The following is a 23026-nucleotide window of genomic DNA, read 5'->3' on the forward strand; positions in this document are numbered from 1 at the left end:
TACAGACTATAGCGCAGCGCCGCAGTAGAAGCATGATAGCGGCTTACAGCCGTAAGTCGCTGTCGGCAGCACTGAGTACGTATTTTAAGTCGTACACTATACCGCTGCTATTGGTTAAGGCTTTAATACCGGCGGCGCCAAGCTGGCGAAACTCGTTATGACCTACTGCCAGTATTACCGCATCGTAAATGCCTTGTTGTGGCTGTTTTATAAGCTGCAGGCCATACTCATGCTGCGCTTCTGTAGCGTCTACCCAGGGGTCGAACACATCGGCTTCTACGCCGTATTCTTTTAACTCGGCCAGAATGTCTACCACCTTGGTGTTGCGGATATCGGGGCAGTTTTCTTTAAAGGTTAACCCCAGTACCAGCACTTTGGCGCCGGCTACATGAATACGGCGTTTTACCATGACCTTAACCAGCTCGCTAACCACGTAACGGCCCATGCTGTCGTTAATGCGTCTTCCGGCGAGGATTACCTCGGGGTGGTAACCGATAGCCTGGGCTTTATGGGTTAAATAGTACGGGTCGACACCAATACAGTGGCCGCCGACTAAGCCCGGCCGAAACGGCAGGAAGTTCCATTTGGTACCGGCCGCTAATAATACTTCTTCAGTATCGATACCCAGTTTATTAAAGATTACTGCCAGTTCGTTAATCAGGGCGATATTTAAATCGCGCTGGGTGTTCTCAATGACTTTAGCCGCTTCTGCTACCCGAATAGAGCTGGCTTTGTAGGTACCGGCGGTAATAATGCTGCGGTACAGGCTGTCAACAAACTCTGCTACTTCAGGCGTTGAACCGGAGGTGACTTTTTTAATGGTGGTAACGCGGTGCTCTTTATCGCCAGGGTTTATCCGCTCCGGGCTGTAGCCGGCAAAGAAATCGACATTGTATTTTAAGCCGGATACGCGCTCGATAACCGGAATACAGTCTTCTTCTGTGGCACCCGGGTACACGGTAGATTCATAAATAACCACGTCACCGGCTTTAATCACTTTACCTAAGGTTTCGGATGCTTTAATCAGTGGCGTTAAATCCGGCTGGCGATGTTCGTCTATTGGTGTAGGTACCGTAACGATATACACATTGGCGCGGCGCAAGTCGTCAAGCTCGCAGCTGTAACTCAGCTGGCCGGATTCAGCCAACTCGTCGCTGCTGACCTCCAGCGTATGGTCCAGGCCTTGTTGCAGCTCGGCAACACGGGCTTTGTTAATATCAAAGCCCAGCGTAGGGTAATGCTTACCAAATTCGACCGCCAGCGGCAGGCCGACATAACCCAAACCGATAATAGCTATTTGACTGTGTGCGATATCTTTCATACTAAAATCCTGTGTAAGTCCGTTTACGTTATTTTGGTTACTGTGCTTTGATTTATGGCTGCTTAATGTACCAGGGCATCGCCTGTTTTAAACCATCGAGAATACGGTACTGCGGCTGATAGCCCAATATAGTCGTGGCTTTACTGATATCGGCCTGAGAATGGCGCACGTCGCCCGGCCGGAATGCCGCATAAACCGGTGTTTTACTGTATTGCACACCGTTTTCGGCCAGGGTGGCGGCAATGGCATTAAATAAGCTGTTAAGGCTGGTACGGTCGCCTACCGCCACATTAAACACTTCACTTTGTTCAATATTAGCCAGAGCCGCCTTAATATTGGCTTGCACCGCATTAGCCACAAAGCAAAAATCGCGGCTGGTTTCACCATCACCGTTAATTACCACATCTTGCCCGGCTATCATGGCGGCAGTCCATTTCGGGATCACGGCGGCGTAAGCGCCGTTGGGGTCCTGCCGTGGGCCAAATACATTAAAATAGCGCAAGCCGACACAATGAAAACCGTAGCTGCGGGAAAACACATCGGCATACAGCTCGTTTACATACTTGGTAATAGCATAAGGTGATAAGGGTTTGCCGATAACGTCTTCAACCTTGGGCAGTGCCGGATGATCACCATAAGTAGAGCTGGACGCCGCATAAACAAAACGTTTTACCCCGGCGTCTCTGGCGGCAACCAACATATTTAAAAAACCGCCGATATTGGTGTCGTTAGTGGTAATGGGATCGTTAATTGAACGCGGTACCGAACCAAGCGCAGCCTGATGCAGCACATAATCAACGCCGGCACAGGCCTGTTGGCAACTGCTGAGATTACGGATATCGCCGTTAATAAAGCTAAAGTTAGCCCACTGCGCAGGAGTAACCAGCGCCTGTACTTCGTCCAGATTACGCTGATGGCCGGTGGCAAAGTTGTCCAGCCCCACGACTTGCTGGCCGGCTTTAAGCAAGGTTTCCAGCAAATTGGAGCCGATAAAACCGGCGCAACCTGTTACCAGCCACTTATGCTGCGTTGTCAGTAATTTATGCATTAGTATCTCGTCTTCAGCCGGCGGCGTTACGCTTTGCTAACGTCTGTTTTAATGGCGTCAATAATACGCTGACAGCCGTTGCCGTCACCATAGGGGTTATGCGCAAAGCTCATGCTGTCATAGTATGACTTGTCGGTCAGCAACTTGCTGACTTCTTCTACAATACGCGCCTGGTTGGTGCCCACCAGTTTTACGGTACCGGCGGCCACAGCTTCCGGCCGCTCTGTAGTATCGCGCATAACCAGTACAGGTTTACCCAGCGATGGCGCTTCTTCCTGAATACCGCCGGAGTCGGTTAACACCAGGGTGCTGCGGCTCATCAGGTAAACAAACGGCAGGTAGTCCTGGGGTTCAATTAAATGTACGTTCGGTGCATCAGACAATAAGCGGAATACCGGTTCACGCACATTGGGGTTTAAATGTACCGGGTAGACGATATCGCAATCCGGAAATTGCACAGCGATTTGTTTTAGTGCTGCACAAATATTGTCAAAGCCGGCGCCGAAGCTTTCACGGCGATGCCCGGTGACCAACACCAGCTGGCGGCCGTTCTGACCATACGGAAACTGCTTAGCAAAACCGGCACTTAAGGCGCTGTCGCTGTCGATTTTTTTCACTACCTGCAGCAACGCATCAATAACGGTATTACCGGTTACTACGATATGTGCCGGGTTAACCTGCTCATTCAGCAAGTTTTGTTTTGAGGTGTCGGTAGGAGCAAAATGAAACCGCGTAATAGCGCCGGTAAGCTTGCGGTTAGCTTCTTCCGGCCAGGGGCTGTAGATATTACCGGTGCGCAAACCTGCCTCAACATGGCCAACGGCAATTTTTTCATAATAACAGGCCAGTGCTGCAGCAAAGGTGGTGCTGGTGTCACCGTGCACTAATACCACGTCGGGTTTAAAATCACGCAGCACCGGTTTAATATTCAGCAGTATGCTGGTGGTTACGTCATATAAATCCTGGCCGGCTTTCATAATAGCCAGGTCATACTCTGGTTTAATATCAAATAATTGCAGTACCTGGTCGAGCATTTCCCGGTGTTGGCCGGTAACGCAAACACGGCTGTCGATATCGCTTTGTTGTTTCAGCAGATTAACTAAAGGTGCCATCTTGATGGCTTCCGGCCGGGTGCCAAATACGCTGAGTACTTTTATCATCAAAGATCCCTGATTGTGCAATTGGCGTAAAGCTTACCAAAAGCGCTTTTAAAGCGATAGTAAGAACCGCTAAACTAGCGACGGCAAAGATAAGGATCTGAAGATGTTATACCTGAACAGTCAAAAAATACCCGAACTTGCCGGGTTAAGCTTTTCCCAGCGCATGGCCGTGATCCGCAGCGCGGCAGATAAACTGCCGGTACCGACTAAAATTACGCTGAATATCGTTAAGCTGCTGGTGCTGGTGCCGTTGTTTTTATTAATAGCCCGTGCTGAGGGTTGGGCTATTGCCGGCTATATAGTGTTGCTGGTGCTGGCCTACCCTGCCATTACCCGCCCGCTAACCTTTGCACTGTGCCGCAAAAATTTTGCCGCTGTGCGCCGGCAGTTGTTTCCGAACTGAGGCGGCAAGCTGCAACAAAACCGCATTTTTATGCATTTTGTCCGTTAGTACTGCGCCAACAGATGACAACACCACGGAACATCTGCATAATCCGCTGAGCTTCAGCATTAACTAAAGAAGCAGATAATTCTAATAATTCCGGGGATCCCATGACTACAACTGACACTGTTGCGGTGGCGAATGCCAACCAGCCGCAATTTCTCGGCCACCCGGTCGGGCTTTATGTGTGCTTTCTCACTGAAATGTGGGAACGCTTTTCTTTCTACGGCATGAAATACCTGCTGTTACTGTATTTAACAAAGTACCATTTATTCAGTGATGCCGGCGGCCTGGATGTGCTGGGCAGTTATGCCGGTTTAGTGTATGCCATGCCGGTTATCGGCGGCATGCTGGCCGACCGCTACTTAGGTATGCGCAAAGCCGTTACCTTTGGTGCTGTTTTACTATGTCTTGGCCACCTTGGCCTGGCGTATGAGGGCTTTCAGGCCTATGTACAAGACGGTGTAGTGGTACAGGATACCGGCGCTATTCAGGTATTTTACTTCTCGCTGGCGCTGATCATTATGGGTGTCGGCTTTTTAAAACCGAATATCTCCACTATCGTCGGCCAGCTGTACGGTAAAGAAGATGCGCGGCGTGACTCCGGCTTCACCATCTTTTATATGGGTATTAACCTGGGCTCTTTTATTGCTACCTTAAGCGTGACGTATTTAGGCGAAACTTACGGTTGGGGTTATGGCTTTGGCCTGGCCGGTATTGGTATGGTGGTGGGGTTAATTATCTTTTTAACCGGACAAAAATACCTGTATGGCTATGCCGAACCAGCAAATCCGGCGCTGTTAAAGGAAAAGGTATTTGCCGGTATTAACCGTGAATGGCTGATTTATCTGACAACGCTGCCGGCACTGGCCGTTGTATGGCAACTGGTACAGTACAACGCTGTAGTACACAGTACTTTGCTGGGTATGTCGTTTATCGTGTTGGTTGGCATAATTTGGTTTATTACTACCCAGTGTACCAAAGAAGAGCGCGACCGCATGATAGTGCTGATTGTGCTGACGATGTCGACCGTGGTGTTCTGGGCGCTGTTTGAGCAATCTGCTTCGTCAATGACGCTGTATGCCGACCGCGTAATGGACCGCAATGTGCTGGGTTATGACGCCACAGCCGGTCAGTTTGGTTCTTTAAACGCCTTTTTTATTATTACCCTGGCACCGTTGTTTGCCTGGTTATGGATTTTTCTGGCAAAACGCAATTTAGAACCCGGTACCCCGGTTAAATTTGCACTGGGTATTATTCAGGCCGGTTTAGGCTTTGGTGCTCTGGTGCTGGGCGCGCAGTTTCCGAATGAAGCCGGTTATGTTGCCGCCTGGTGGTTGATTCTGGCCTATGCGCTGCACACTATGGGCGAGCTGTGTTTATCTCCGGTAGGTTTATCGGCAGTAACCAAGCTGGCGGTGCCTAAAGTGGTTGGCGTTATGATGGGTGCCTGGTTCCTGGCTACGGCATACTCAGAATTGTTGGCGACTCAACTGGCGAAACTGGCAGCGATAGATGTGCCGGCCGGCGAAGTAGTTGAAGTAAGCACGGCGCTGGCAGGTTACACGGAGCTGTTCAGCTTTCTGTGTTATGTCGGTGTAGGCTTTGGTGTATTTATGTTGTTTATCAGCCCCTGGTTGAGAAAACGTATGCACGGCGTGCATTAACGCAAAAGGGTCGGCAATGCCGACCCTTTTTATTTGGGGTGATGTAAAAATAACTTACTGGCCACGCCACTTTTTACATATTACTGGCCGCGCCACCTTATTTTACTGACCGCGCCATTGGGCATGACATAACGCTTCGTGTTTTTCGCGGCTTAACAGAATACGCGCTAACACGATATCTGCTTCGCCGTTTTCTCCGGTTAAGCCTATTTGTGCTTCGTAGTGCAGCTCGGGTTCCAGATCCTGCATCATCATTTCTACCCAGTCTTCACCCGGAATGGCTAAGTCGACATAGCCGCGTGCTTCATAGTGTTGCTGGTAAAGTGTGTAGTCTGCTGCGGTCAGGTTTTCTGACGCCAGTTCTTCAAAAATATCAAATGCGTGGTCACATAACTCGTCCAGCGTCCACAATTCTAAATCCTGCATTGGTGCTCCGGTATCAACATCAGTGTAATCGCAGGCCTTGCGTTACAACACTGCTGTGCTCGCCAAAGCAACTCGCTCACGCTTGCGCGCTCACTCAGACACTCTTTGGCTGTGCGCAGCAGGTTCTAACCGGCCAGCTTGTTCATGTCAGCAGCTTATCACCCGACACGAGGCTAAATTAACAATGCCGCCAGTATAGCAAGCCTTTGCCGAAAACACTGCTGTGCTGCTACACTGTCGGCCTTTTTTCCGGCCGGAAGTTGCTATGTACCTGTGTCCGCTGTGCCAAAATCCGCTGGCGCTTAATGATAAACAGTATCAGTGTGCCAATCGTCACAGCTTTGATATTGCCCGCGAAGGTTATGTTAATTTACTGCCGGTGCAGCAAAAAAACTCTAAAGCCCCTGGCGACAACAAAGAGATGATGTTAGCCAGGCGGGCCTTTTTGCATGCCGGTTGGTATGCCCCGCTGGCGCAGGCGGTATGTGACACACTAACCCCGCTGGCAGCAAAAAGCATATTAGATACCGGCTGTGGCGAGGGTTATTATACGGCGCAGGTTAAACAAGCACTGCCGGGCGCGACAGTATATGGCGTTGATATCTCCAAAGCGGCGATTAAGTTTGCCGCCAAAGCCAACAGTGCTATTCAGTTTAGTGTGGCCAGTGTGTACCAGTTGCCGTTTGCGGCGCAGTCTTTTGACGCCATAGTGCGCATTTATGCGCCGTCTAAACCGGAAGAGCTGCAACGACTGTTAAAACCCGGCGGCCATTTGGTTACGGTAACGCCCGGCCCACAGCATCTGCTGCAAATAAAACAAGCTGTGTACGACACGGTGCGGCTGCACAGCGACGATGTGGAAGCCATTAACGGTTTTAGCCACCTGAGCCGGCAACGGCTGCAATATCAGCTGAGTTTCAGCCAACCGGCAGACGTGCTGGCACTGATACAAATGGTGCCACTGGCGTGGAAATTCAGCGCAGAGCAAAAACAGCAATTTGCCGCCACGCTGCCGCAAATTGATGTCGACTTTCAGCTGGATGTGTACCAAAAAGCACCGCTAACAGCCGGGCACTAACAGTGCAATCTGTTACGCACCATCACTGCACATTTTGCCCTGTTATGGGGTGTCCAGCAGTTTGTTTTTACTACATATATTGCTTATATACCTGCTAGCCGAAAAAAATTTCCGGCTATTTCCCGCCGCTTTATTAACAGCATGTTTTGTCTTAGCCCCAGAAAATGTAAGCGCTACACCCCACTTTGTTAATTAATTTAATTAACTATCGTTAACCAACCCCTCCCCTGGCTACACCTTCGCAGGCGAGGCGCGCAAAATTTGCGCACACTCTTTGCATTAATGCTACTGAAGCGCAAAAAATTGTGGCGTTTTCATCTTTCAACAATTTGATATTAATCATTTTTAATTAAAGATTAACGAATATGGGAACACAGATGAAATATAATAAAAATTCAGTAGCACACTGCATCAAAGTTGCGCTTTTTGGCACAGTCGCAATGGCGATGCTTTCCCAACCGCAAGCGTGGGCAGATGAGGCGGCGCAAAGCGACGCTGAACCGGTAGAAAAAATTGCGGTAGTTGGTTCCAGGTCTGCACCACGCTCAGTGGGCGAATCTCCGGTACCTATAGACATTATCGGCGGTGAAGAGTTTACCAACCAGGGTAACTCCGACATGCTGAATCTGCTGAGCACTATGGTGCCCAGCTTTAATATTAATGCTCAACCTATCAGCGACGCCGCAACACTGATCCGCCCGGCCAACCTGCGGGGTTTGGGTCCGGACCAAACACTGGTGCTGGTAAATGGTAAACGCCGCCACCGTGCCGCTGTTATCGCCTTCTTAGGCGGTGGTATTTCGGACGGAGCCCAGGGACCGGACATTTCCGTGATCCCAGCCATTGCTATTCGCCAGGTCGAAGTGCTGCGCGATGGTGCTGCAGCACAATATGGCTCGGATGCTATTGCCGGGGTACTGAACTTCCAACTGAAAAACGCCAGTGAAGGCGGCATGCTGGAAGCAAAATGGGGGGAATACTACGATGGCGGTGCCAGCGATCAATTTGCCGGTAATATCGGCTTGCCGTTTACTGACAAAGGCTCGGCCAACTTTAGTTTTGAATACCGCACCGCCGATGCAACCAGCCGCAGTGTGCAACGGGATGATGCCGCCGGGCTAATTGCCGCCGGTAATACCGCAGTAGCCAACCCCGCGCAAATTTGGGGCTCGCCGCAAATTAAAGACGATTTAAAACTGTTTGCCAACTTTGAGCTGGACTTAGGTAACGGCAAAGACGCCTATGCCTTTGGCAACTATGCCAAACGCGAAGTAGAAGGCGGCTTTTATTACCGCAACCCAACCAACCGCAGCGGTGTATATCAAGGCTCACCGGTTACCGTAGACGATGTAGAATACGATACTGTGCTGGTAGGTGACCTGACCCCGGATGATGGTGTCAGTTGCCCGGCACTGCGCCTGGATGAAAATGGTATTCCCATAGCTGCCGATCTGGCCGCCATAACTGCGGATGCAAACTGTTGGGCTTTTACCGAAATGTTGCCCGGCGGCTTTACCCCACGCTTTGGTGGCACCGTGTATGATGCCTCTATTGCCGGTGGCGTAAAAGGCGAATGGCTCAACGATATTATGTTTGATATGAGTGCCTCTTATGGTCGCAGTCAGGCAGATTTTTCTATCAGCAACACCATTAACCCGTCGATGGGTCCGGAAACGCCAACCTCATTTGATCCCGGCACCTATGTGCAAACCGAAATTGGCCTGAACCTGGATATGTTCCGTGAATTTGACGCCGGCCTGGCTGAACCATTAATACTGGCCGGTGGTGTGGAGTGGCGCGAAGATATCTTTGAAGTAAAAGCAGGTGATGTGCCGTCTTTTACCGTAGGGCCGCTGGCCAGCCAGGGTTTTGGCATAGGCTCTAACGGCTTTCCCGGTTTTAAACCGGAAGCCGCCGGTGTTTTTACCCGGCGTAACCTGTCGTTCTACACTGATGCTTCAGCCTGGGTTACCGACGACCTGATGTTAAACGGCGCCCTGCGTTATGAGGATTTTACCGATTTCGGTGATACCACGAACTGGAAAGTATCGGCGCTGTATCATCTGACGGACAGTTTTTCGCTGCGTGCTGCCGCAGGCACCGGTTTTCGGGCACCGACTATCGGCCAGAGCAAAGTGATTAACGTGACTACCGCTTTTGGTCCGAACGGATTGGAAGATCAGGCAACCTTGCCGCCGGACAACCCTATTTCGATTCAAAAAGGCGGTAAGCCGTTAAAACCGGAAGAGTCAGAAAACTTCTCCTTCGGTGCGGTAATGAACCTGGGGACAACGCACGTGTCGCTGGATTACTACAACATTAAAGTAACCGACCGTTTAAGCCAAACCTCGCCGCTGACATTAGAGGAAGAGGATATCGCTGCCCTGCTGGCTATGGGGGTAAGTGACGCCAGCAGTTATTCCAGTATTTTGTTCTTTACCAATGACTTTGATACCCGCACTCAGGGTATCGATTTGGTGGTAAGCCAGGATATAGATATAGGCCGCGGCCGCAGCAAACTAAACCTGGTGTTTAACTGGAACGATACCGAAGTTACGCTGGACCCGTTAACCACCAACGTCGGCGAAACCAAAGTGCGCCAGTTAGAAGAAAACTTGCCCAACACCCGGGGTAGCTTGTCGTTTAGCCACGAAGAGAACAACTGGCGGGCCCTGGCCCGGCTTAACTACTATGGCTCGTTCTGGGAAGCGCATTTGGATGACGGCAGCCTGCCTATTGACGAAGGTTCTGCTGTAACAGTTGACCTGGAACTGGGTTATAAGCTTACTGCAGAGCTTGAGCTGGTGTTGGGTGCACAAAACGCCTTTAACAAGTATCCGGACGAAAACCCCTATGGCGGCATAGCCGGGGCAAAATACCCGACGACTACGCCTTACGGCTTCAACGGCGGTATGTACTACGTGCGGGCTGTATACCAGTTCTGACGTACCGGAAAACCGGTTCGTGCACTAAGCTGACATCAGCTTAGTGCCGTTTTTACAGCGGAATTCGTTCTTTATGAATAACTACCTTAAAGCCCCCCTAACCAGGCGCCAATGCCTGAATCTGCTGGCCAAAGCCGGTGGCAGCTCAGCGGTATTGCACGCCGCCGGCTTATTTGGTTTGACGACAACGCCACTGAAAGCCAGCCCGGTGACACTTAAGCCTTTAGCAGGACAGCAGCGCAAAATATTAATTTTAGGCGCAGGCATCAGCGGCCTGACCGCGGCTTATGAGTTAGAGCGCGCCGGTTACAGCTGCAGGATTATTGAAGCTTCACACCGCGTTGGCGGCAGAGTAATGACACTGCGCCACGGCGATTTTATTGACGAGCTTGGTGCACCGCAAATTTGCCCGTTTGACGCCGCCCCCAACCTGTATTTTAACGCCGGTGCAGCCCGTATTCCGGCACACCACAGTGCTATTTTGCATTATTGCCGCACTCTCGGTGTCGATTTGCAGTTGTTCAGTAATCACAACAAAAATTGCTACACCCAGGATGATGCCGTATTCGGCGGCAAACCGCTGCGCATTCGTGAGTACGAAGCTGATGTGCGCGGCTTTATCGGTGAATTGCTGGCAAAATCTGCCGGCGCTGCTGCAACAGCAGAATTACCTTTTAATGCAGAGGACATGGAAAAGTTTATCGACTTTGCCAAAGCCTACGGCGATTTAACAGCTGATCTGCGTTATCGTGGCTCAGAACGAGCCGGTTATGCCAGCGGCGGAATTACCGCACCGGGCGTCATAAAACCAACCAGGCCACTGGCAGATTTACTGCGCAGTAATTTTGCCGCCGGTGCTATGCACTTTGCCGAAATAGCCGACCAGGCTCCGGCATTAATGACTCCCGCCGGCGGTATGGACAACATAGTTCAGGCCTTTTTACGCCAGCTGACAACTGATATTCAGCTTAACTGTCAGGTGACTAATATTCAGTTGCTACCGCAAGGTGTGGCAGTGACTTATTTGCGGCAAGGTGAACACCACACAGAGCAAGCCGACTACTGCCTGAATTGCATACCTGCGCAATTGGTTAGTGGTATTGAGAGTAATTTACCGGCTACTTATCTTGCCGTGATGCGCCGGCTGGGCCGTGGCAAACTAACCAAAATAGGCTTGCAGGCAAAGCAGCGCTTTTGGGAGCAGGAAGATATTTACAGCGGCATCAGCTGGACTAACCAGGACATTACGCAAATTTGGTACCCGCACCATGATGCGTTTAAGGCCAAAGGCATTTTGCTTGGCGCCTACAGCTGGGTACCGGAAATCTCGGACCGCTTTGCTGCGATGACACACCCGCAGCGGATAGCGGCAGCCATTGCTCAGGGGACTAAAGTACACGCCAACTACGCGCAGTATATTGAGAGCGGCGTAAGTGTTTGTTGGCAACGGATGAACCATATGCTTGGCTGCGGTGCAGTATGGTCAGAAGAGTTACAAAAAACCGGCTTTGCGCAACTGCAGGCGCCGGCCGGAAACCACTACTTAATTGGCGATCAACTCAGTATGCATCCTGGCTGGCAGGAAGGTGCAGTGCGCTCAGCGTGGCATGCATTAGCAGACATTGAACGCCGCGAAGCGACACGCGGCAAAAAACACAGCACAGGAGTTATGGCATGAACAAACTGCTTATAGTGCTGCTGTCGGTGGCGTTTTTACCGAGTAATGCCGCCGTGGCCGACTCGCAGCAACCAAACGCCCGCTATTGTTTGGTTTGTCACGGCTCTGCCGCACAGGGCAATGCTGCCATACAAGCACCAAACCTGAGCATACTGCCGGATTGGTATTTGCAGCAGCAGTTTGTCGCTTTTCGCAACAATTGGCGCGGTGGGGCGCAGGATGATACGCACGGCAAAGAAATGCAAGCTGTTGCCGGCATCATGAGCGATACCGAAATACATCAGGCCATTGCTTTTATCCGCAGTATTAAGCCGGTGGCAAAGCCAACACCAGGCAGCATAGAACATGATGTGCAGCACGGCCGGCTGTTGTACCAGACTTGCCGGGCCTGCCACGGGAGCAATGGCGAAGGTAACGCCCAACTTAAGGCACCGCCGCTGGCTGGTCAGCAACCCGGGTATCTGGCGCAGCAACTTATTGCTTTCAGAAATGGTTGGCGCGGTAACCAGGCAGACGATACCTACGGCCGCACTATGCGCCCGTTTGCGCAAAGCCTGCCGGACAAGCAGGCTATTGATGATGTAGTAGCCTATATTGACACTTTAGCTTCTTCCTCAAAATAATAAGGATACATAAATGAAACTGAGTTTTTGCACTGCAGCGGTACTGGTGTTCAGCAGTTATAGCCAGGCTGCGGATATAACCCGCTACCCTTTGCCGAATAACAGCAGCTTTCCGATAGCCGCAGCAGTAGAAGTGCCTGCGGCTAAAGCTGTGATCTATGAAAGCGGCAAGGTACCGTCGCCATTGGATAGCAGCGCAGAAAAAAACTCTGCCGCTTACTGGGGCAATACCGAACAACAAACGGTAAATGTATTGACACAGATTGAAGCCAGCCTGAAAAGCAAACAGCTGAGCATGGCAGATGTGGTAAAAATGACGGTATTTCTGGTGGGCGATGAAGCGCTGGACGGTAAGATGGATTTTGCCGGTTTTATGCGTGGTTATACGCAGTTTTTCGGTACCAAACAACAACCCAATTTGCCGGCCCGTTCGGCTTTTCAAATAGCCGGTTTAGTAGCAGAGGGCATGTTAGTAGAAATAGAGGTAATTGCTGTGCGTCCATAACAGCTGACTGGCACCAGTTGCAGTTAAACACATTTACAATTACAACTGGTCGCCGGTGAAACTAACAGACAGTTAATCCTGCACGGTAGAAAAATCAGTCTCGCTGGCATCGGCCGTTTGTTGCTGGCGGATAGCGGTAAGCATACCGGACCAAAAATAGGTGCCGAGCTCGTTAATCATGTTCGATTCAGCGTTAATCAACATCACTAACCCCAACTGATGCTCGCGCGAATAGGCAATTTCGGCGCGATAGCCTTTTACCCAACCACCGTGATAAATCAGCTCATCCTGGCCAAACTGGTAAACCCGCCAGCCCAGAGCATAGTGCGCATCGGTTAAATAGCGGCGCCATTCTTTACGGCGCAGATCACGGCGGGTTTTCACCCGTTTGCCGGTAAGCTGCTGCAGTAATTCATCGGGGAATACCGCCTGATTGTGCCCCAGTTGTGCTATCAGCCAGTAGCCTAAATCTATGGCGCTGGCATTAATGCCGGCAGCCGGACTAAAGCGATAGTAGCTCTCAGCCACCTCAACGTCATGCCACTTGCCACGCGCTCTGACATGCGGCATGGCACGGTTTTCAGTGCTGAAAAAACCATCCAACCCTACCGATGCGGTGGGCAGTTGTAACGGGGTAAAAATACGCTCCTGCATTAATTCGGCGTAGCTTTTACCGGTAGACTGTTCAATAACCGGCTCAATTAAACTGAACAACACATTTTGATAGCCATAGCACTGACCTGGCGGGCACAGCGGATCAATTTTACTAAATTGCGGCAGTATGCTCTCCAGCGGTAAGTTGGCTTCAATCAGATTGTCATAAGCATTGGGCATAACACCGGTACTTTGCGACAATAAATGCGCCAGTTTTAACTGCTGATTGTAGCGCTTAGTTTTGAACGAAAAGCCCGGCAGGTAATCCACCAGCTTATCGTCCCAACTGAAATGCCCCTCTGCCGCCAAAATGCCGGCAAGGCCGCCGGCAAAGGTTTTTGACACTGAAGCAATACGAAAAACAGTATAAGGGTCTACCGGCTCAATACTGCCTTGCTGGCGTACACCAAATCCGGCGGTAGCAATAATTCTGTTGCCCTGCACTATGGCATAAGCGCCACCCGGAATATCATGCTGCGTTAACTGACCGGCAAAATATTGATCAAAGTCGGCAATCAGCGGCGCCACATAGCTATTGCTGACATGGGTATCAGCAACAACAGAGACACTGCAGCAACACAAAATCGTTAAGAAAAACTGTTTCACCCTGTACTGTTACCCTGTTTTTATGCGTTGTTATATATGTTTATTTGTTGCCGCCCGGCCAACACAGCCGGGCATTGTAGTGGCTTTAGCCCGGCTGTGTTGGCCGGCGCCAGCATAACAAGCCAAGGGCGGCTAACCACCAGCCACTGCTGCTGCCACCACCGCTACCGCCATTGTTAGCGCCATTATTGCTTCCCCCCCCGTTGCCGCCACCGCTATTTGACGGGTTTACGGTTATGGCAACATTACTGCTACTGGCGGTAATGCCATTATCAGCGGTAAAGCTAAAACGTAAAATAGTTACACTGCTGACTGTCGGTGCGGTAAAGCTGCTGCCAAGTGTCGTGGTACTGCTAAGCGTAACGGCAGGGCCATCTGTTTGTTGCCAGTTGTACGTTAACGGATTAGCGTCAGCATCGGTTGCTGAGGCTTGCAATTGCACCACTGCGCCACTCGCCACCGTCTGCGCCGCGCCGGCAGATACCAGCGGTGCTGTATTATCACAATCGGCGTTAACTTCCAGCTCTTGCAGCCCGGCTAACCAATCATTAAATTGCTGGTTAATCGGGGCGCAAAGCTCTGTGCCGTCAAACCGCAAGGAGAACAGCTGAGATAAATTGGTAAGGGTTTGCGGCAGGGTGCCGGAAAAACCGTTGTTTGCCAGCCATAACATGCCAAGCTGCGACAATTGTCCCAAACCGGACGGCACAGCGCCGGACAGCTGGTTATCTTCGACAAACAAACGCTGCAAATTGCTGAGGTTACTAAGCGTAGCCGGTAATTGACCACTAAAGCGGTTAAATGATATGTCCAGCCAAACCAACGCCGACAGGTTACCTAAGGCTGACGGTAAAGTACCTTCCAATGCATTACCCCACAACTCCAGACGCTGCAACTTGCTCAGTTGCAGTACTGCCTGCGGGAAGGTGCCGGTAAGGCTGTTATAACTCAGATTAAGACGTTGCAGTTCTGTCAGCTGAGCAAAACCGGCAGCAATACTACCGAATAAGCGATTGTCATCCAGTTTAATACCGGTAACACGACCACCGGTACAAGTAATACCGTACCAGCCGCAGGGTAAGTTATTGGTTAACCAGTTATCTTGCTGCTGCCAGCTCTGGCCCTGAGTATCGTAATACAATTGCACCAGGGCATTACACTCAGCCAGCGGAATTTCGCTGACATTATTATCGCTGCAGTAGTTGTCATTGCGGGGCTGAATTTGTACTGCGCCATCAGGAAAGTTGAGCGTAGTAGCGTTACCGTCAAACACCCAGTTACCGCTATAGATACCATCACCGGCATGGGTATCAGGCGCTACGCCATTGTCGGCAATAGCTACCGGTGTATTGGCAACACCGGCGGTAACCGTGGCAGCTACACTGTTGCCGTCACAATCTATGCTTAACAATTCAATGCCAATACTGCTGTTTGGCGCAACGGACAGGGAAGCCGCGGCCGGCAACATCCGCCGTTGCAGTTGCTGATTAACACAATTTAATGCGCCGCTTTGGCCAGGGCCACTGGCTAATAAAAAGTTACCGCTGGCCGTTTGTGCAGCCAGCAAGGCGTCTGTTGCCGGCACCCCGGAGGCCAAAATGCGAGCCCGGAGTTGCTGCATAGTCAGCGCCGGCTCTGCCGCTTTTAATAAAGCTGCCACACCTGTCACCATTGGCGATGCCATCGAGGTGCCGGACGCCAGAACAAAGTCATCATCTAATGTAGACGATAAAATTGCTACACCAGGCGCAGAAATATCCACCCAGTCGCGGCCATAGTTGGAAAAGTCGGCTCTTACGCCCTGTTCATCATGCGCTGCCACGCTGATTACATTGGGTAAATCGAAGGCGGCCGGGTAAAACTTGGCTTGTGAATTGCTGTTACCTGCGCTGGCAACAAATAAAATGCCGGCGGCGTTGTGCTCAGCAATGGCGTTATACAAAGCCTGGGACTGAGAACCACTACCCCAGGAGTTATTGGTTGCGACAATATTGATGCCATGGTTTAGTTTTAAATCCAGCACGTAATCCAGACATTTTATCGCGTCGCTGACAAAGCCGGAGCCGTTAATGTCCATAAAGCGGCACGCCAACAGCTTTAACTGCCAATTAACTCCGGTAACGCCCTTATTGTTATTACCGGCCGCTGCAATAATGCCGGCAACTATAGTACCGTGGCCGTCATCATCCATCGGGTCGACGCTGTCATCTGCCGGATTAATACCACGAATATCATCAATATAACCGTTGCCGTCATTATCAATGCCATCAGCTGCAGTTTCGCCGGGGTTCTGCCAGATATTATCCACCAGGTCACCATGGGTGTAATCAATGCCGGTATCAATTACCGCCACTACCAGCTGATTATCACCGGTAGTTTGATCCCAGGCATCCACCGCATTAATGCCGCTGCCGGCTTTTAAATGCCATTGCTCTGCAAAGCCGGGATCATTTGGCTCTGCTGTTTTATATACGCGCTCATCGCGCTCTACCGCGGCGATACCCGGCATGGCACTGTACTGCGCAATAGCGGCATCTACATCGCTACCGGCTGACAATGCCACCACCGCCAGTTGTGGTAAATGGTTAAAATACTGCAGCCTGGCCTGTTTGCTGTTAGCCAATCCTGAACGCTGTGCCGGCGATAAATCAACACTACCGGCGCTTACCTGCGCATCGAAAGTAAGGATAAGGCGCTGCTCTGTCGTCTGCAACTGAGTCGCCTGTAACTGAAAGCAGCCGGCAGCTAACAACACAACAGCTGACAGCTTACGAACAAAAGATCTGTACATAACATTCCCCTAATGACACAACGGCATAGTTATAGTACGGCATTATTCACGAAAAAGAGCAACTGTTTATACAATAGCTAATTTTGTATTGCCTTTACATAACCTTTACCCCCGTTGACTTTGCCCGCCGCGCGCAGCTGGTTATAGTAAGCAGGAACAATTTTACGGAGTAAAAGCTTTGCGTTATCTGATGTCTGCCGTTGTTGTAATAAGTGTTGCTGCCGGCTTTTGGCTGTTTGCCGGTGCTGAGCCACAGCAAATACAGTATCAAACCCAAACCCTGGCCCGCGGCGATATTGAAAGTGTGGTAAATACTGCCGGCACTACCCGCGCGGTGGTCACCGTGGAAGTGGGTACCGAAGTATCGGGGTTGATAACTGAGCTGTACGTTGATTTTAATGACGATGTCAGCCAGGGTCAGGCCATTGCCAAACTGGACGACCGCAGCTACGTAGCTAAATTACGCCAGGCGCAGGCCGATGTGGTAATGGCCCAAGCCAGCCTGGCGCAACAACAGGCGACACTGACCAAATCGAATACCGAACTGGCCCGTGCCGAACGCGCGTTTAAGCGCCAACAACAATTGGTACAGCAAAAACTCAGTAATCAGAGTGAACTGGATGACGCACTGGCAGCATTTGAAACCGCGCAGGCGCAAATTTTACTGGCCGATGCCCAAATTCAAAGCGCACAAGCCCAGCTGCTGCAGCGCAACGCTCAATTGGAGCAAGCACAACTGGATTTAGACCGCACCACTATCCGCTCGCCGGTTAACGGCACCGTAATTGACCGCCAGGTAGACACCGGCCAAACCGTTGCTGCCAGCCTGTCGGCGCCGACGCTGTTTACCATAGCGCAGGATTTGTCACAGATGCAGATCGAGGCCGATGTTGATGAAGCCGACATTGGCAAGGTACAACAAGGCCAGCAAGTAAGGTTTCAGGTTGATGCCTATCCCGGACAGCATTTTCGCGGCAGCGTAGCCCAGGTGCGCAAAGCCGCCACCAATACCAACAACGTGGTGACTTACAAAGTCATTATTAACGCCCCTAATCAGCAACAACTGTTGTTGCCGGGCATGACGGCCAATTTAAATATTGTGCGCGGCCAGCAAACACAGGTGTTGCGGGTACCCAATGCGGCACTGCGCTTTAAACCGGCCGGCAGCAGTAACAGCCCGGCCGCCGGCGAGCGGCCAGACCAGGCAGCAGAGCTGATTAACAGTTTGCAGTTAAACGCTGAAAAAGCCGCTAAGGTGCGCCGGTTATATGACACCTTCAGAGATAACCTGCAGCAAGCCAGAGCACAAGGTGCTGACAACCCGATGGCTGACGCACGTCAGGCCTTTAGCCGCGAGCGGCAAAAACTGCAGAATGAACTGCAAATGCTGCTTTCTGAGCCGGAATATCAACAATACCTTAAGCTTACCGATGAGCGGCGCGCAACAAGGCAGAAAGGTGCTACCGGCACCGCAGCACAGCTATGGTTGCTGGATAATACCGGCCAGCCACAGGCGGTAAACATCCGCATTGGCCTGAGTAACGATGAATACAGCGAAGTACTGAGCGGTGAGGTAAAAGACGGCGATGCGGTAATAGTACGCGCAGTAAGGGTAGATTAACCATGACCACAGCAGTTATCGCCACCCTGGCGCTGGAAAAACACTATCAAATGGGTGGCCAGCATTTGCGTGCCTTAAAAGGCGTGGATATCAATATTGCCGGCGGCGAATTTGTTGCAGTAATGGGCCCGTCCGGCTCCGGTAAATCCACATTTATGAACTTGCTGGGTTGTTTAGACTCGCCCAGCCTGGGCCGGATTTTATTACAGGGCGACGATGTCAGCCGCTTAAGCGCAGCGCAGCTGGCACGGGTACGCAACAAGTACATTGGTTTTGTATTTCAGCAGTTTAATTTGCTGCCGCGCACCACTGCCCTGGACAACGTCATGCTGCCATTGCTGTACAGTAATACGCCGAAACATGAGGCTATCCGCCGTGCTACCGAGTGTTTGCAGTTGGTTGGCCTGGCACAGCGCATGGACCACCATCCGGCGCAGTTATCCGGCGGCCAGCAACAGCGGGTAGCCATAGCGCGGGCACTGGTAAACCAGCCGGCATTGCTGCTGGCCGATGAACCCACCGGCGCACTGGACAGTGAAACCGGGCTGGAGATCATGCAGTTATTTCAACAGCTGCATCAGCAAGGTAAAACCATCGTATTAGTGACACACGAGCCGGATATTGCTGCCTTTGCCGGCCGCCAGCTGACATTTCGCGACGGTGAGCTTATTGCAGATAAAAAAACACAGCCACAAAACGCCGCTGTGGCGCTGCAGCAATTTCGCCAACAACGGTTAGCGCAGGTATCCGCATGAATACCTTAACACTGTTTAAAGTAGCCGCAGTGGCACTGCGGGTAAATTTGTTGCGCAGTATTTTAACCATGCTGGGTATTATTATCGGCGTGGCAGCGGTAATTATTATGTTGGCGCTGGGCGCCGGCGCCCGCTATGACGTTGATCAGCAAATTAAAAGCCTGGGCGGCAATGTATTTGTGATCTTTGCCCGCGGTCGTTTTAGCGGCGGCGCCCGTGAAGCCAGCGGCAGTAGCCAGGGTTTAACCGAAATGGACGCGCTGGCGATTGAACAACAAATTCCGCAGGTCAATGTTGCCGCGCCAACCATGCGTGCCAGCGGCCAGTTAATCTACGGCAATATGAACTGGGCACCGGAAATTCATGGTGTGGATAACCGCATTTATGCGGCACAAAGCTGGCAGGTTGTTGAAGGACGCACGTTCAGCGACACCGAGTTAGCCAGCGCCGCCAGGGTAGCAGTAATAGGCCAAACCGTAAAACGCGAGCTGTTTGGTGCCGGCGACGCTTTAGGGCAAACCGTACGGGTGAATAAAATGCCGGTAACCATTATTGGCGTACTTAACGGCAAAGGCCAGAATACTCAGGGCAATGACCAGGACGACCTTATTTTTATGCCGTTGGATACGGTGCGTAAACGTATTGCCGGCTTGACGTTATCCAGCCCCAAAGCGGTGCGCTCGATTATTGTTCAGGTAGAAGATGAGCGCGATATGGCCGATGTAGAGCAACAGATGGACAGCCTGTTACGTCAGCGCTTGCGCAGCACTGACAGCGAGCCGCCGTTTCGTATCCGCAATTTATCAGAAATGATCGCAACCCGTTCGGAAACCATGCAGATTTTTAATGGCCTGCTGGCAGCCGTGGCCTCAGTATCCTTGCTGGTAGGCGGTATCGGCATTATGAATATTATGTTGGTGTCGGTCACCGAACGTACACGCGAAATTGGCCTGCGCATGGCGGTAGGCGCTGAGCCCAAAGTGATCATGAAACAATTTCTGATCGAAGCGGTACTACTTTGCGGCCTGGGTGGCGCCATCGGCTTAGCGCTGGCAGTAGCCGTTAGTTTGTCATTGCAGCACTTTGCCGGCTTAACCGCTATTATTGAATTGCATGTCGTACTGATGAGCGTGGGGTTTTCCTGCCTGATTGGTATTTTTTTCGGCTATTATCCCGCCACCAAAGCTGCCGGCTTACAGCCGATAGATGCGCTGCGTTATGAATAAATGCAGCTAAGTGGCTATCAGACTTTAGTCTTATCCGGCGACAGCTGAATTGACAGCTGCTGTGTTTTTCCCAACACTGCTGCATTGGTAGTTTTTTTGTCGAAATAAGAGACGCTTATGCAAAACATCAAGCTTAAACCTGCGTTGTTGGTATTGGCGTTTGTGCTGGTGCAAACTCTCGCATTTACACTTAGCGGCTCTGCCGTATGGCCGTTACTCGGCGGCGCGGTATTGTTATTACTGTACCTGTATTGGCCAACAGCCGATGCAGGCGTAAGCCCGGCGGCAGATAACAGCAAAGCCGCTTTGGCTGACACCGCAGATAAAATCACCGCTGCCACGTCAAATATGGCTATCGGCTCAGCCGAAGTGTCGTTTTACATTGATAGCCTGATTAAAGACATTCAGCACAGCAGTGAAGACAGCGGAAAAATAGCCGATGTCAGCAATATGCTGGCCAGCACCAGCTCGCAGCTTACCCAATCGCTGCAATCTATCGGGGCAACCTTACAGCATACCGCCAGCGCGTCGGCAAAGGCCGATACCCTGCTTGGCAGCTCAGTGCAAAATATTAACAACCTGGTGCAGGAAGTCAGAAAAGCCGCGCAGGACCTTGAGCAGCTGCGCAGCAGTAGCGACAATATCCAACACATTACTGAAGTTATCAACACGGTAGCCGGCCAAACCAATTTACTGGCGTTAAATGCCGCTATAGAAGCTGCACGTGCCGGTGAGCAAGGCCGCGGCTTTGCCGTGGTAGCAGATGAAGTGCGGGCATTGGCCGCGAAAACGGCTGCAGCTACGCAGGATATCGCCACCATGTTGGCCGATATCCGCCAACAAAGCCAACATACCGCCGCACAAATGCAAAACCTGCAACAAAGCGGCACCGCGGTACAACAAGAGTTAACCGGAGTAGCCGCCGGCTTCACTGACATTAACCGCCAGATTGCCCAATCTTCTGACACCTTCGGCCAAATTGAGCAAGCCGGCAGCGAACTGAACCGCACCAGCGTATCGTTGGCGCAATCGGTGGATAACATCAGCCGCACTTTGCAAAGTATTACCGATAAAGGCCAATCTGTAGCCGGCCAGGCAATTAGCTTATCTGAAGAAACCGAAAGCATTTACCGCGAACTGAACAGCCTTAGTGAGCACAGTTTTTACAGCGACATTTTGCGCGAAGCACAACAGGCAGCGGACCAGATTGGCCAACTGTTCAGCAAGGCTATTGCCGATAACAAACTGACAGCAGACGCTGTTTTTGCTGAAAAATACCAGCAAATCAGCGGCAGTAATCCACCGAAATATCATACCGGCTACGACAGCTTTACCGATCAGCAGTTTCCGACGATTCAGGAGCCCATTTTAACGAGGCATACCAATGTATTGTACGCCGGTGCCGTGGACAGAAAGGGCTATTTCCCGACGCATAATAAGAAGTTCTGCCAGCCGTTAACCGGGAATTATGACAAAGATTTACTGCAAAACCGCACCAAACGTATTTTCAGTGACCGTACCGGCAGCCGCTGCGGCAGCCACACCGAAACCATGTTGCTGCAAACCTATAAGCGGGATACCGGCGAGATTTTACACGACTTATCCGTGCCGGTTTATGTTAACGGCCGGCACTGGGGTGGTTTCAGAATTGGTTTTAAGCGGCACTAAAAAGTTTAGTGCCACTGATGTTACAGATCGTCCAGCAGATCATCGAAAATATCTTCGTCCAGTTCCGGCTCTTCCTGCTGCGGTGGGTTACCGTCGTATATTTTAAACTGCTGCCGCTGATAATAAGACTCTTTAATAAATGCATAAGGGTCGAGCGACTCTTCCAGCAGGCTTTCCATCGACATTAACTGCTCACGGCTGTCCAGCGCGCCAATTAAAGCGCGGGTCAGCGTCAGCGGCGTATTAAGCAGCCCCAGCGGAAAATACAGGTTGTCGACCAGGCCGCCGGTGGTGCCGCGCACTGTGGTTGGCCCCAGGGCCGGCAGCATCAGATAAGGGCCGTCACCCACGCCCCATACTGCCATAGTTTGGCTGAAGTCTTCCTGCTGCTCTACCAGGCCGATTTTAGTCGCCACATCAAATAAACCAAATAAACCCAGGGTGCTGTTAACTAAAAAACGCCCCGCACTTACCGCAGAGCGTGACGGCTTGGCTTGCAACATACCGTTTAAAAAGCTGGCCGGCTCTGCGAGGTTATTTGCCGCATTAACCAGGCCCTTACGCGCCGGTTTCGGCACTACTGTCATGTAACCCACAGTAGCCGGGCGCAACAGATAAGTGTCGAGAATATCGTAGTTAAAATCCCACAGCGGCCGGTTAATGGTTTCCAGCGGGTCACGCGGATCAGTATAAGCAGCCTGGCTTACACTTGACGCAGCAGCCTGCTCCGGCGCCACAGGCTTAGCCGCACAACCGGACAAAACCAGCAGAGCCACTGCCAATAAAAGATGACGCGATAAAAAAGGCCGCAT

Annotated in this window: 18 protein-coding genes; 11 read left to right on the forward strand and 7 right to left on the reverse strand. The window is 51.3% G+C overall.

What is annotated here, in order from left to right:
• Positions 1–43: 43 nt before the first annotated feature.
• The 3 genes from tviB to wecB are packed head-to-tail and all read right to left on the reverse strand — an operon-like array spanning position 44 to position 3529.
• Positions 44–1321, reverse strand: a complete 1278-nt coding sequence (tviB, locus tag HRH59_RS06620) for a Vi polysaccharide biosynthesis UDP-N-acetylglucosamine C-6 dehydrogenase TviB (protein ID WP_173500483.1) — start codon at positions 1319–1321, stop codon at positions 44–46.
• Positions 1322–1373: 52 nt separating this feature from the next.
• The gene (locus tag HRH59_RS06625) at positions 1374–2369 is read right to left on the reverse strand and encodes an SDR family oxidoreductase (protein WP_173500484.1); all 996 of its coding nucleotides are present in this window, start codon (positions 2367–2369) and stop codon (positions 1374–1376) included.
• Positions 2370–2395: 26 nt separating this feature from the next.
• Positions 2396–3529 (reverse strand): non-hydrolyzing UDP-N-acetylglucosamine 2-epimerase, encoded by a 1134-nt coding sequence (gene wecB / locus HRH59_RS06630; protein ID WP_173500485.1) that lies wholly within the window; start codon positions 3527–3529, stop codon positions 2396–2398.
• Between the two features lie 103 nt (positions 3530–3632).
• Here wecB and HRH59_RS06635 point away from each other — a divergent pair, with 103 nt between their 5' ends.
• Positions 3633–3932 carry a DUF6170 family protein gene (locus HRH59_RS06635; RefSeq protein WP_173500486.1) on the forward strand — a complete coding sequence of 100 codons (300 nt, stop codon included), beginning with the start codon at positions 3633–3635 and terminating at the stop codon, positions 3930–3932.
• Between the two features lie 149 nt (positions 3933–4081).
• Entirely contained in the window at positions 4082–5638 is a 1557-nt protein-coding gene (locus HRH59_RS06640) for a peptide MFS transporter (protein WP_173500487.1), read from the forward strand.
• Between the two features lie 102 nt (positions 5639–5740).
• On the opposite strand, the gene HRH59_RS06645 is transcribed toward HRH59_RS06640, so the two are convergent.
• Positions 5741–6064: a DUF440 family protein gene (locus HRH59_RS06645; protein ID WP_173500488.1), complete on the reverse strand. Its 324-nt coding sequence runs from the start codon at positions 6062–6064 to the stop codon at positions 5741–5743.
• Between the two features lie 265 nt (positions 6065–6329).
• On the opposite strand from HRH59_RS06645, the gene rlmA reads away from it, so the two are divergent.
• From rlmA to HRH59_RS06670, 5 genes are all read left to right on the forward strand, one after another.
• The gene (gene rlmA, locus HRH59_RS06650; protein ID WP_173500489.1) at positions 6330–7142 is read left to right on the forward strand and encodes a 23S rRNA (guanine(745)-N(1))-methyltransferase; all 813 of its coding nucleotides are present in this window, start codon (positions 6330–6332) and stop codon (positions 7140–7142) included.
• A gap of 377 nt (positions 7143–7519) precedes the next feature.
• Positions 7520–10087, forward strand: coding sequence for a TonB-dependent receptor plug domain-containing protein (locus tag HRH59_RS06655; RefSeq protein WP_173500490.1), 2568 nt, complete (start codon positions 7520–7522; stop codon positions 10085–10087).
• A gap of 73 nt (positions 10088–10160) precedes the next feature.
• Positions 10161–11765 (forward strand): flavin monoamine oxidase family protein, encoded by a 1605-nt coding sequence (locus HRH59_RS06660; RefSeq protein WP_173500491.1) that lies wholly within the window; start codon positions 10161–10163, stop codon positions 11763–11765.
• Positions 11762–12388, forward strand: coding sequence for a c-type cytochrome (locus HRH59_RS06665; protein ID WP_173500492.1), 627 nt, complete (start codon positions 11762–11764; stop codon positions 12386–12388). Before HRH59_RS06660 ends, HRH59_RS06665 begins: the two co-directional genes overlap by 4 nt.
• Positions 12389–12401: 13 nt before the next feature.
• On the forward strand, positions 12402–12893 hold the full coding sequence (locus HRH59_RS06670) for a RidA family protein (RefSeq protein ID WP_173500493.1): 492 nt from the start codon (positions 12402–12404) through the stop codon (positions 12891–12893).
• A gap of 72 nt (positions 12894–12965) precedes the next feature.
• Here the strand turns inward: HRH59_RS06670 and HRH59_RS06675 are convergent, their stop codons facing one another.
• Together HRH59_RS06675 and HRH59_RS06680 are read right to left on the reverse strand one after the other, a co-directional pair.
• Positions 12966–14153, reverse strand: coding sequence for a serine hydrolase domain-containing protein (locus tag HRH59_RS06675; RefSeq protein WP_173500494.1), 1188 nt, complete (start codon positions 14151–14153; stop codon positions 12966–12968).
• 85 nt (positions 14154–14238) lie between these two features.
• Complete coding sequence (locus tag HRH59_RS06680; protein WP_173500495.1) at positions 14239–16944, reverse strand: S8 family serine peptidase; 2706 nt, start codon at positions 16942–16944, stop codon at positions 14239–14241.
• 178 nt (positions 16945–17122) lie between these two features.
• On the opposite strand from HRH59_RS06680, the gene HRH59_RS06685 reads away from it, so the two are divergent.
• The 4 genes from HRH59_RS06685 (at position 17123) to HRH59_RS06700 (ending at position 22214) form a co-directional block, all read left to right on the forward strand.
• Positions 17123–18565, forward strand: a complete 1443-nt coding sequence (locus tag HRH59_RS06685) for an efflux RND transporter periplasmic adaptor subunit (protein WP_218573478.1) — start codon at positions 17123–17125, stop codon at positions 18563–18565.
• 2 nt (positions 18566–18567) lie between these two features.
• Positions 18568–19320 (forward strand): ABC transporter ATP-binding protein, encoded by a 753-nt coding sequence (locus HRH59_RS06690; RefSeq protein WP_173500496.1) that lies wholly within the window; start codon positions 18568–18570, stop codon positions 19318–19320.
• Complete coding sequence (locus HRH59_RS06695; protein WP_173500497.1) at positions 19317–20546, forward strand: ABC transporter permease; 1230 nt, start codon at positions 19317–19319, stop codon at positions 20544–20546. Before HRH59_RS06690 ends, HRH59_RS06695 begins: the two co-directional genes overlap by 4 nt.
• Before the next feature lie 117 nt (positions 20547–20663).
• Positions 20664–22214 carry a methyl-accepting chemotaxis protein gene (locus tag HRH59_RS06700; protein ID WP_173500498.1) on the forward strand — a complete coding sequence of 517 codons (1551 nt, stop codon included), beginning with the start codon at positions 20664–20666 and terminating at the stop codon, positions 22212–22214.
• Positions 22215–22234: 20 nt separating this feature from the next.
• Here the strand turns inward: HRH59_RS06700 and HRH59_RS06705 are convergent, their stop codons facing one another.
• Positions 22235–23026, reverse strand: a complete 792-nt coding sequence (locus tag HRH59_RS06705; protein ID WP_173500499.1) for an MlaA family lipoprotein — start codon at positions 23024–23026, stop codon at positions 22235–22237.

It is taken from the genome of Rheinheimera lutimaris, assembly GCF_013283795.1.
GTDB lineage: Bacteria > Pseudomonadota > Gammaproteobacteria > Enterobacterales > Alteromonadaceae > Alishewanella > Alishewanella lutimaris.

Bases quoted from the DNA above. Each gene is read 5' to 3' on its own strand.
- tviB (WP_173500483.1), bottom strand. From the start codon at position 1,321: ATGAAAGATATCGCACACAGTCAAATAGCTATTATCGGTTTGGGTTAT.
- HRH59_RS06625 (WP_173500484.1), bottom strand. From the start codon at position 2,369: ATGCATAAATTACTGACAACGCAGCATAAGTGGCTGGTAACAGGTTGC.
- wecB (WP_173500485.1), bottom strand. From the start codon at position 3,529: ATGATAAAAGTACTCAGCGTATTTGGCACCCGGCCGGAAGCCATCAAG.
- HRH59_RS06635 (WP_173500486.1), top strand. From the start codon at position 3,633: ATGTTATACCTGAACAGTCAAAAAATACCCGAACTTGCCGGGTTAAGC.
- HRH59_RS06640 (WP_173500487.1), top strand. From the start codon at position 4,082: ATGACTACAACTGACACTGTTGCGGTGGCGAATGCCAACCAGCCGCAA.
- HRH59_RS06645 (WP_173500488.1), bottom strand. From the start codon at position 6,064: ATGCAGGATTTAGAATTGTGGACGCTGGACGAGTTATGTGACCACGCA.
- rlmA (WP_173500489.1), top strand. From the start codon at position 6,330: ATGTACCTGTGTCCGCTGTGCCAAAATCCGCTGGCGCTTAATGATAAA.
- HRH59_RS06655 (WP_173500490.1), top strand. From the start codon at position 7,520: ATGAAATATAATAAAAATTCAGTAGCACACTGCATCAAAGTTGCGCTT.
- HRH59_RS06660 (WP_173500491.1), top strand. From the start codon at position 10,161: ATGAATAACTACCTTAAAGCCCCCCTAACCAGGCGCCAATGCCTGAAT.
- HRH59_RS06665 (WP_173500492.1), top strand. From the start codon at position 11,762: ATGAACAAACTGCTTATAGTGCTGCTGTCGGTGGCGTTTTTACCGAGT.
- HRH59_RS06670 (WP_173500493.1), top strand. From the start codon at position 12,402: ATGAAACTGAGTTTTTGCACTGCAGCGGTACTGGTGTTCAGCAGTTAT.
- HRH59_RS06680 (WP_173500495.1), bottom strand. From the start codon at position 16,944: ATGTACAGATCTTTTGTTCGTAAGCTGTCAGCTGTTGTGTTGTTAGCT.
- HRH59_RS06690 (WP_173500496.1), top strand. From the start codon at position 18,568: ATGACCACAGCAGTTATCGCCACCCTGGCGCTGGAAAAACACTATCAA.
- HRH59_RS06695 (WP_173500497.1), top strand. From the start codon at position 19,317: ATGAATACCTTAACACTGTTTAAAGTAGCCGCAGTGGCACTGCGGGTA.
- HRH59_RS06700 (WP_173500498.1), top strand. From the start codon at position 20,664: ATGCAAAACATCAAGCTTAAACCTGCGTTGTTGGTATTGGCGTTTGTG.
- HRH59_RS06705 (WP_173500499.1), bottom strand. From the start codon at position 23,026: ATGCGGCCTTTTTTATCGCGTCATCTTTTATTGGCAGTGGCTCTGCTG.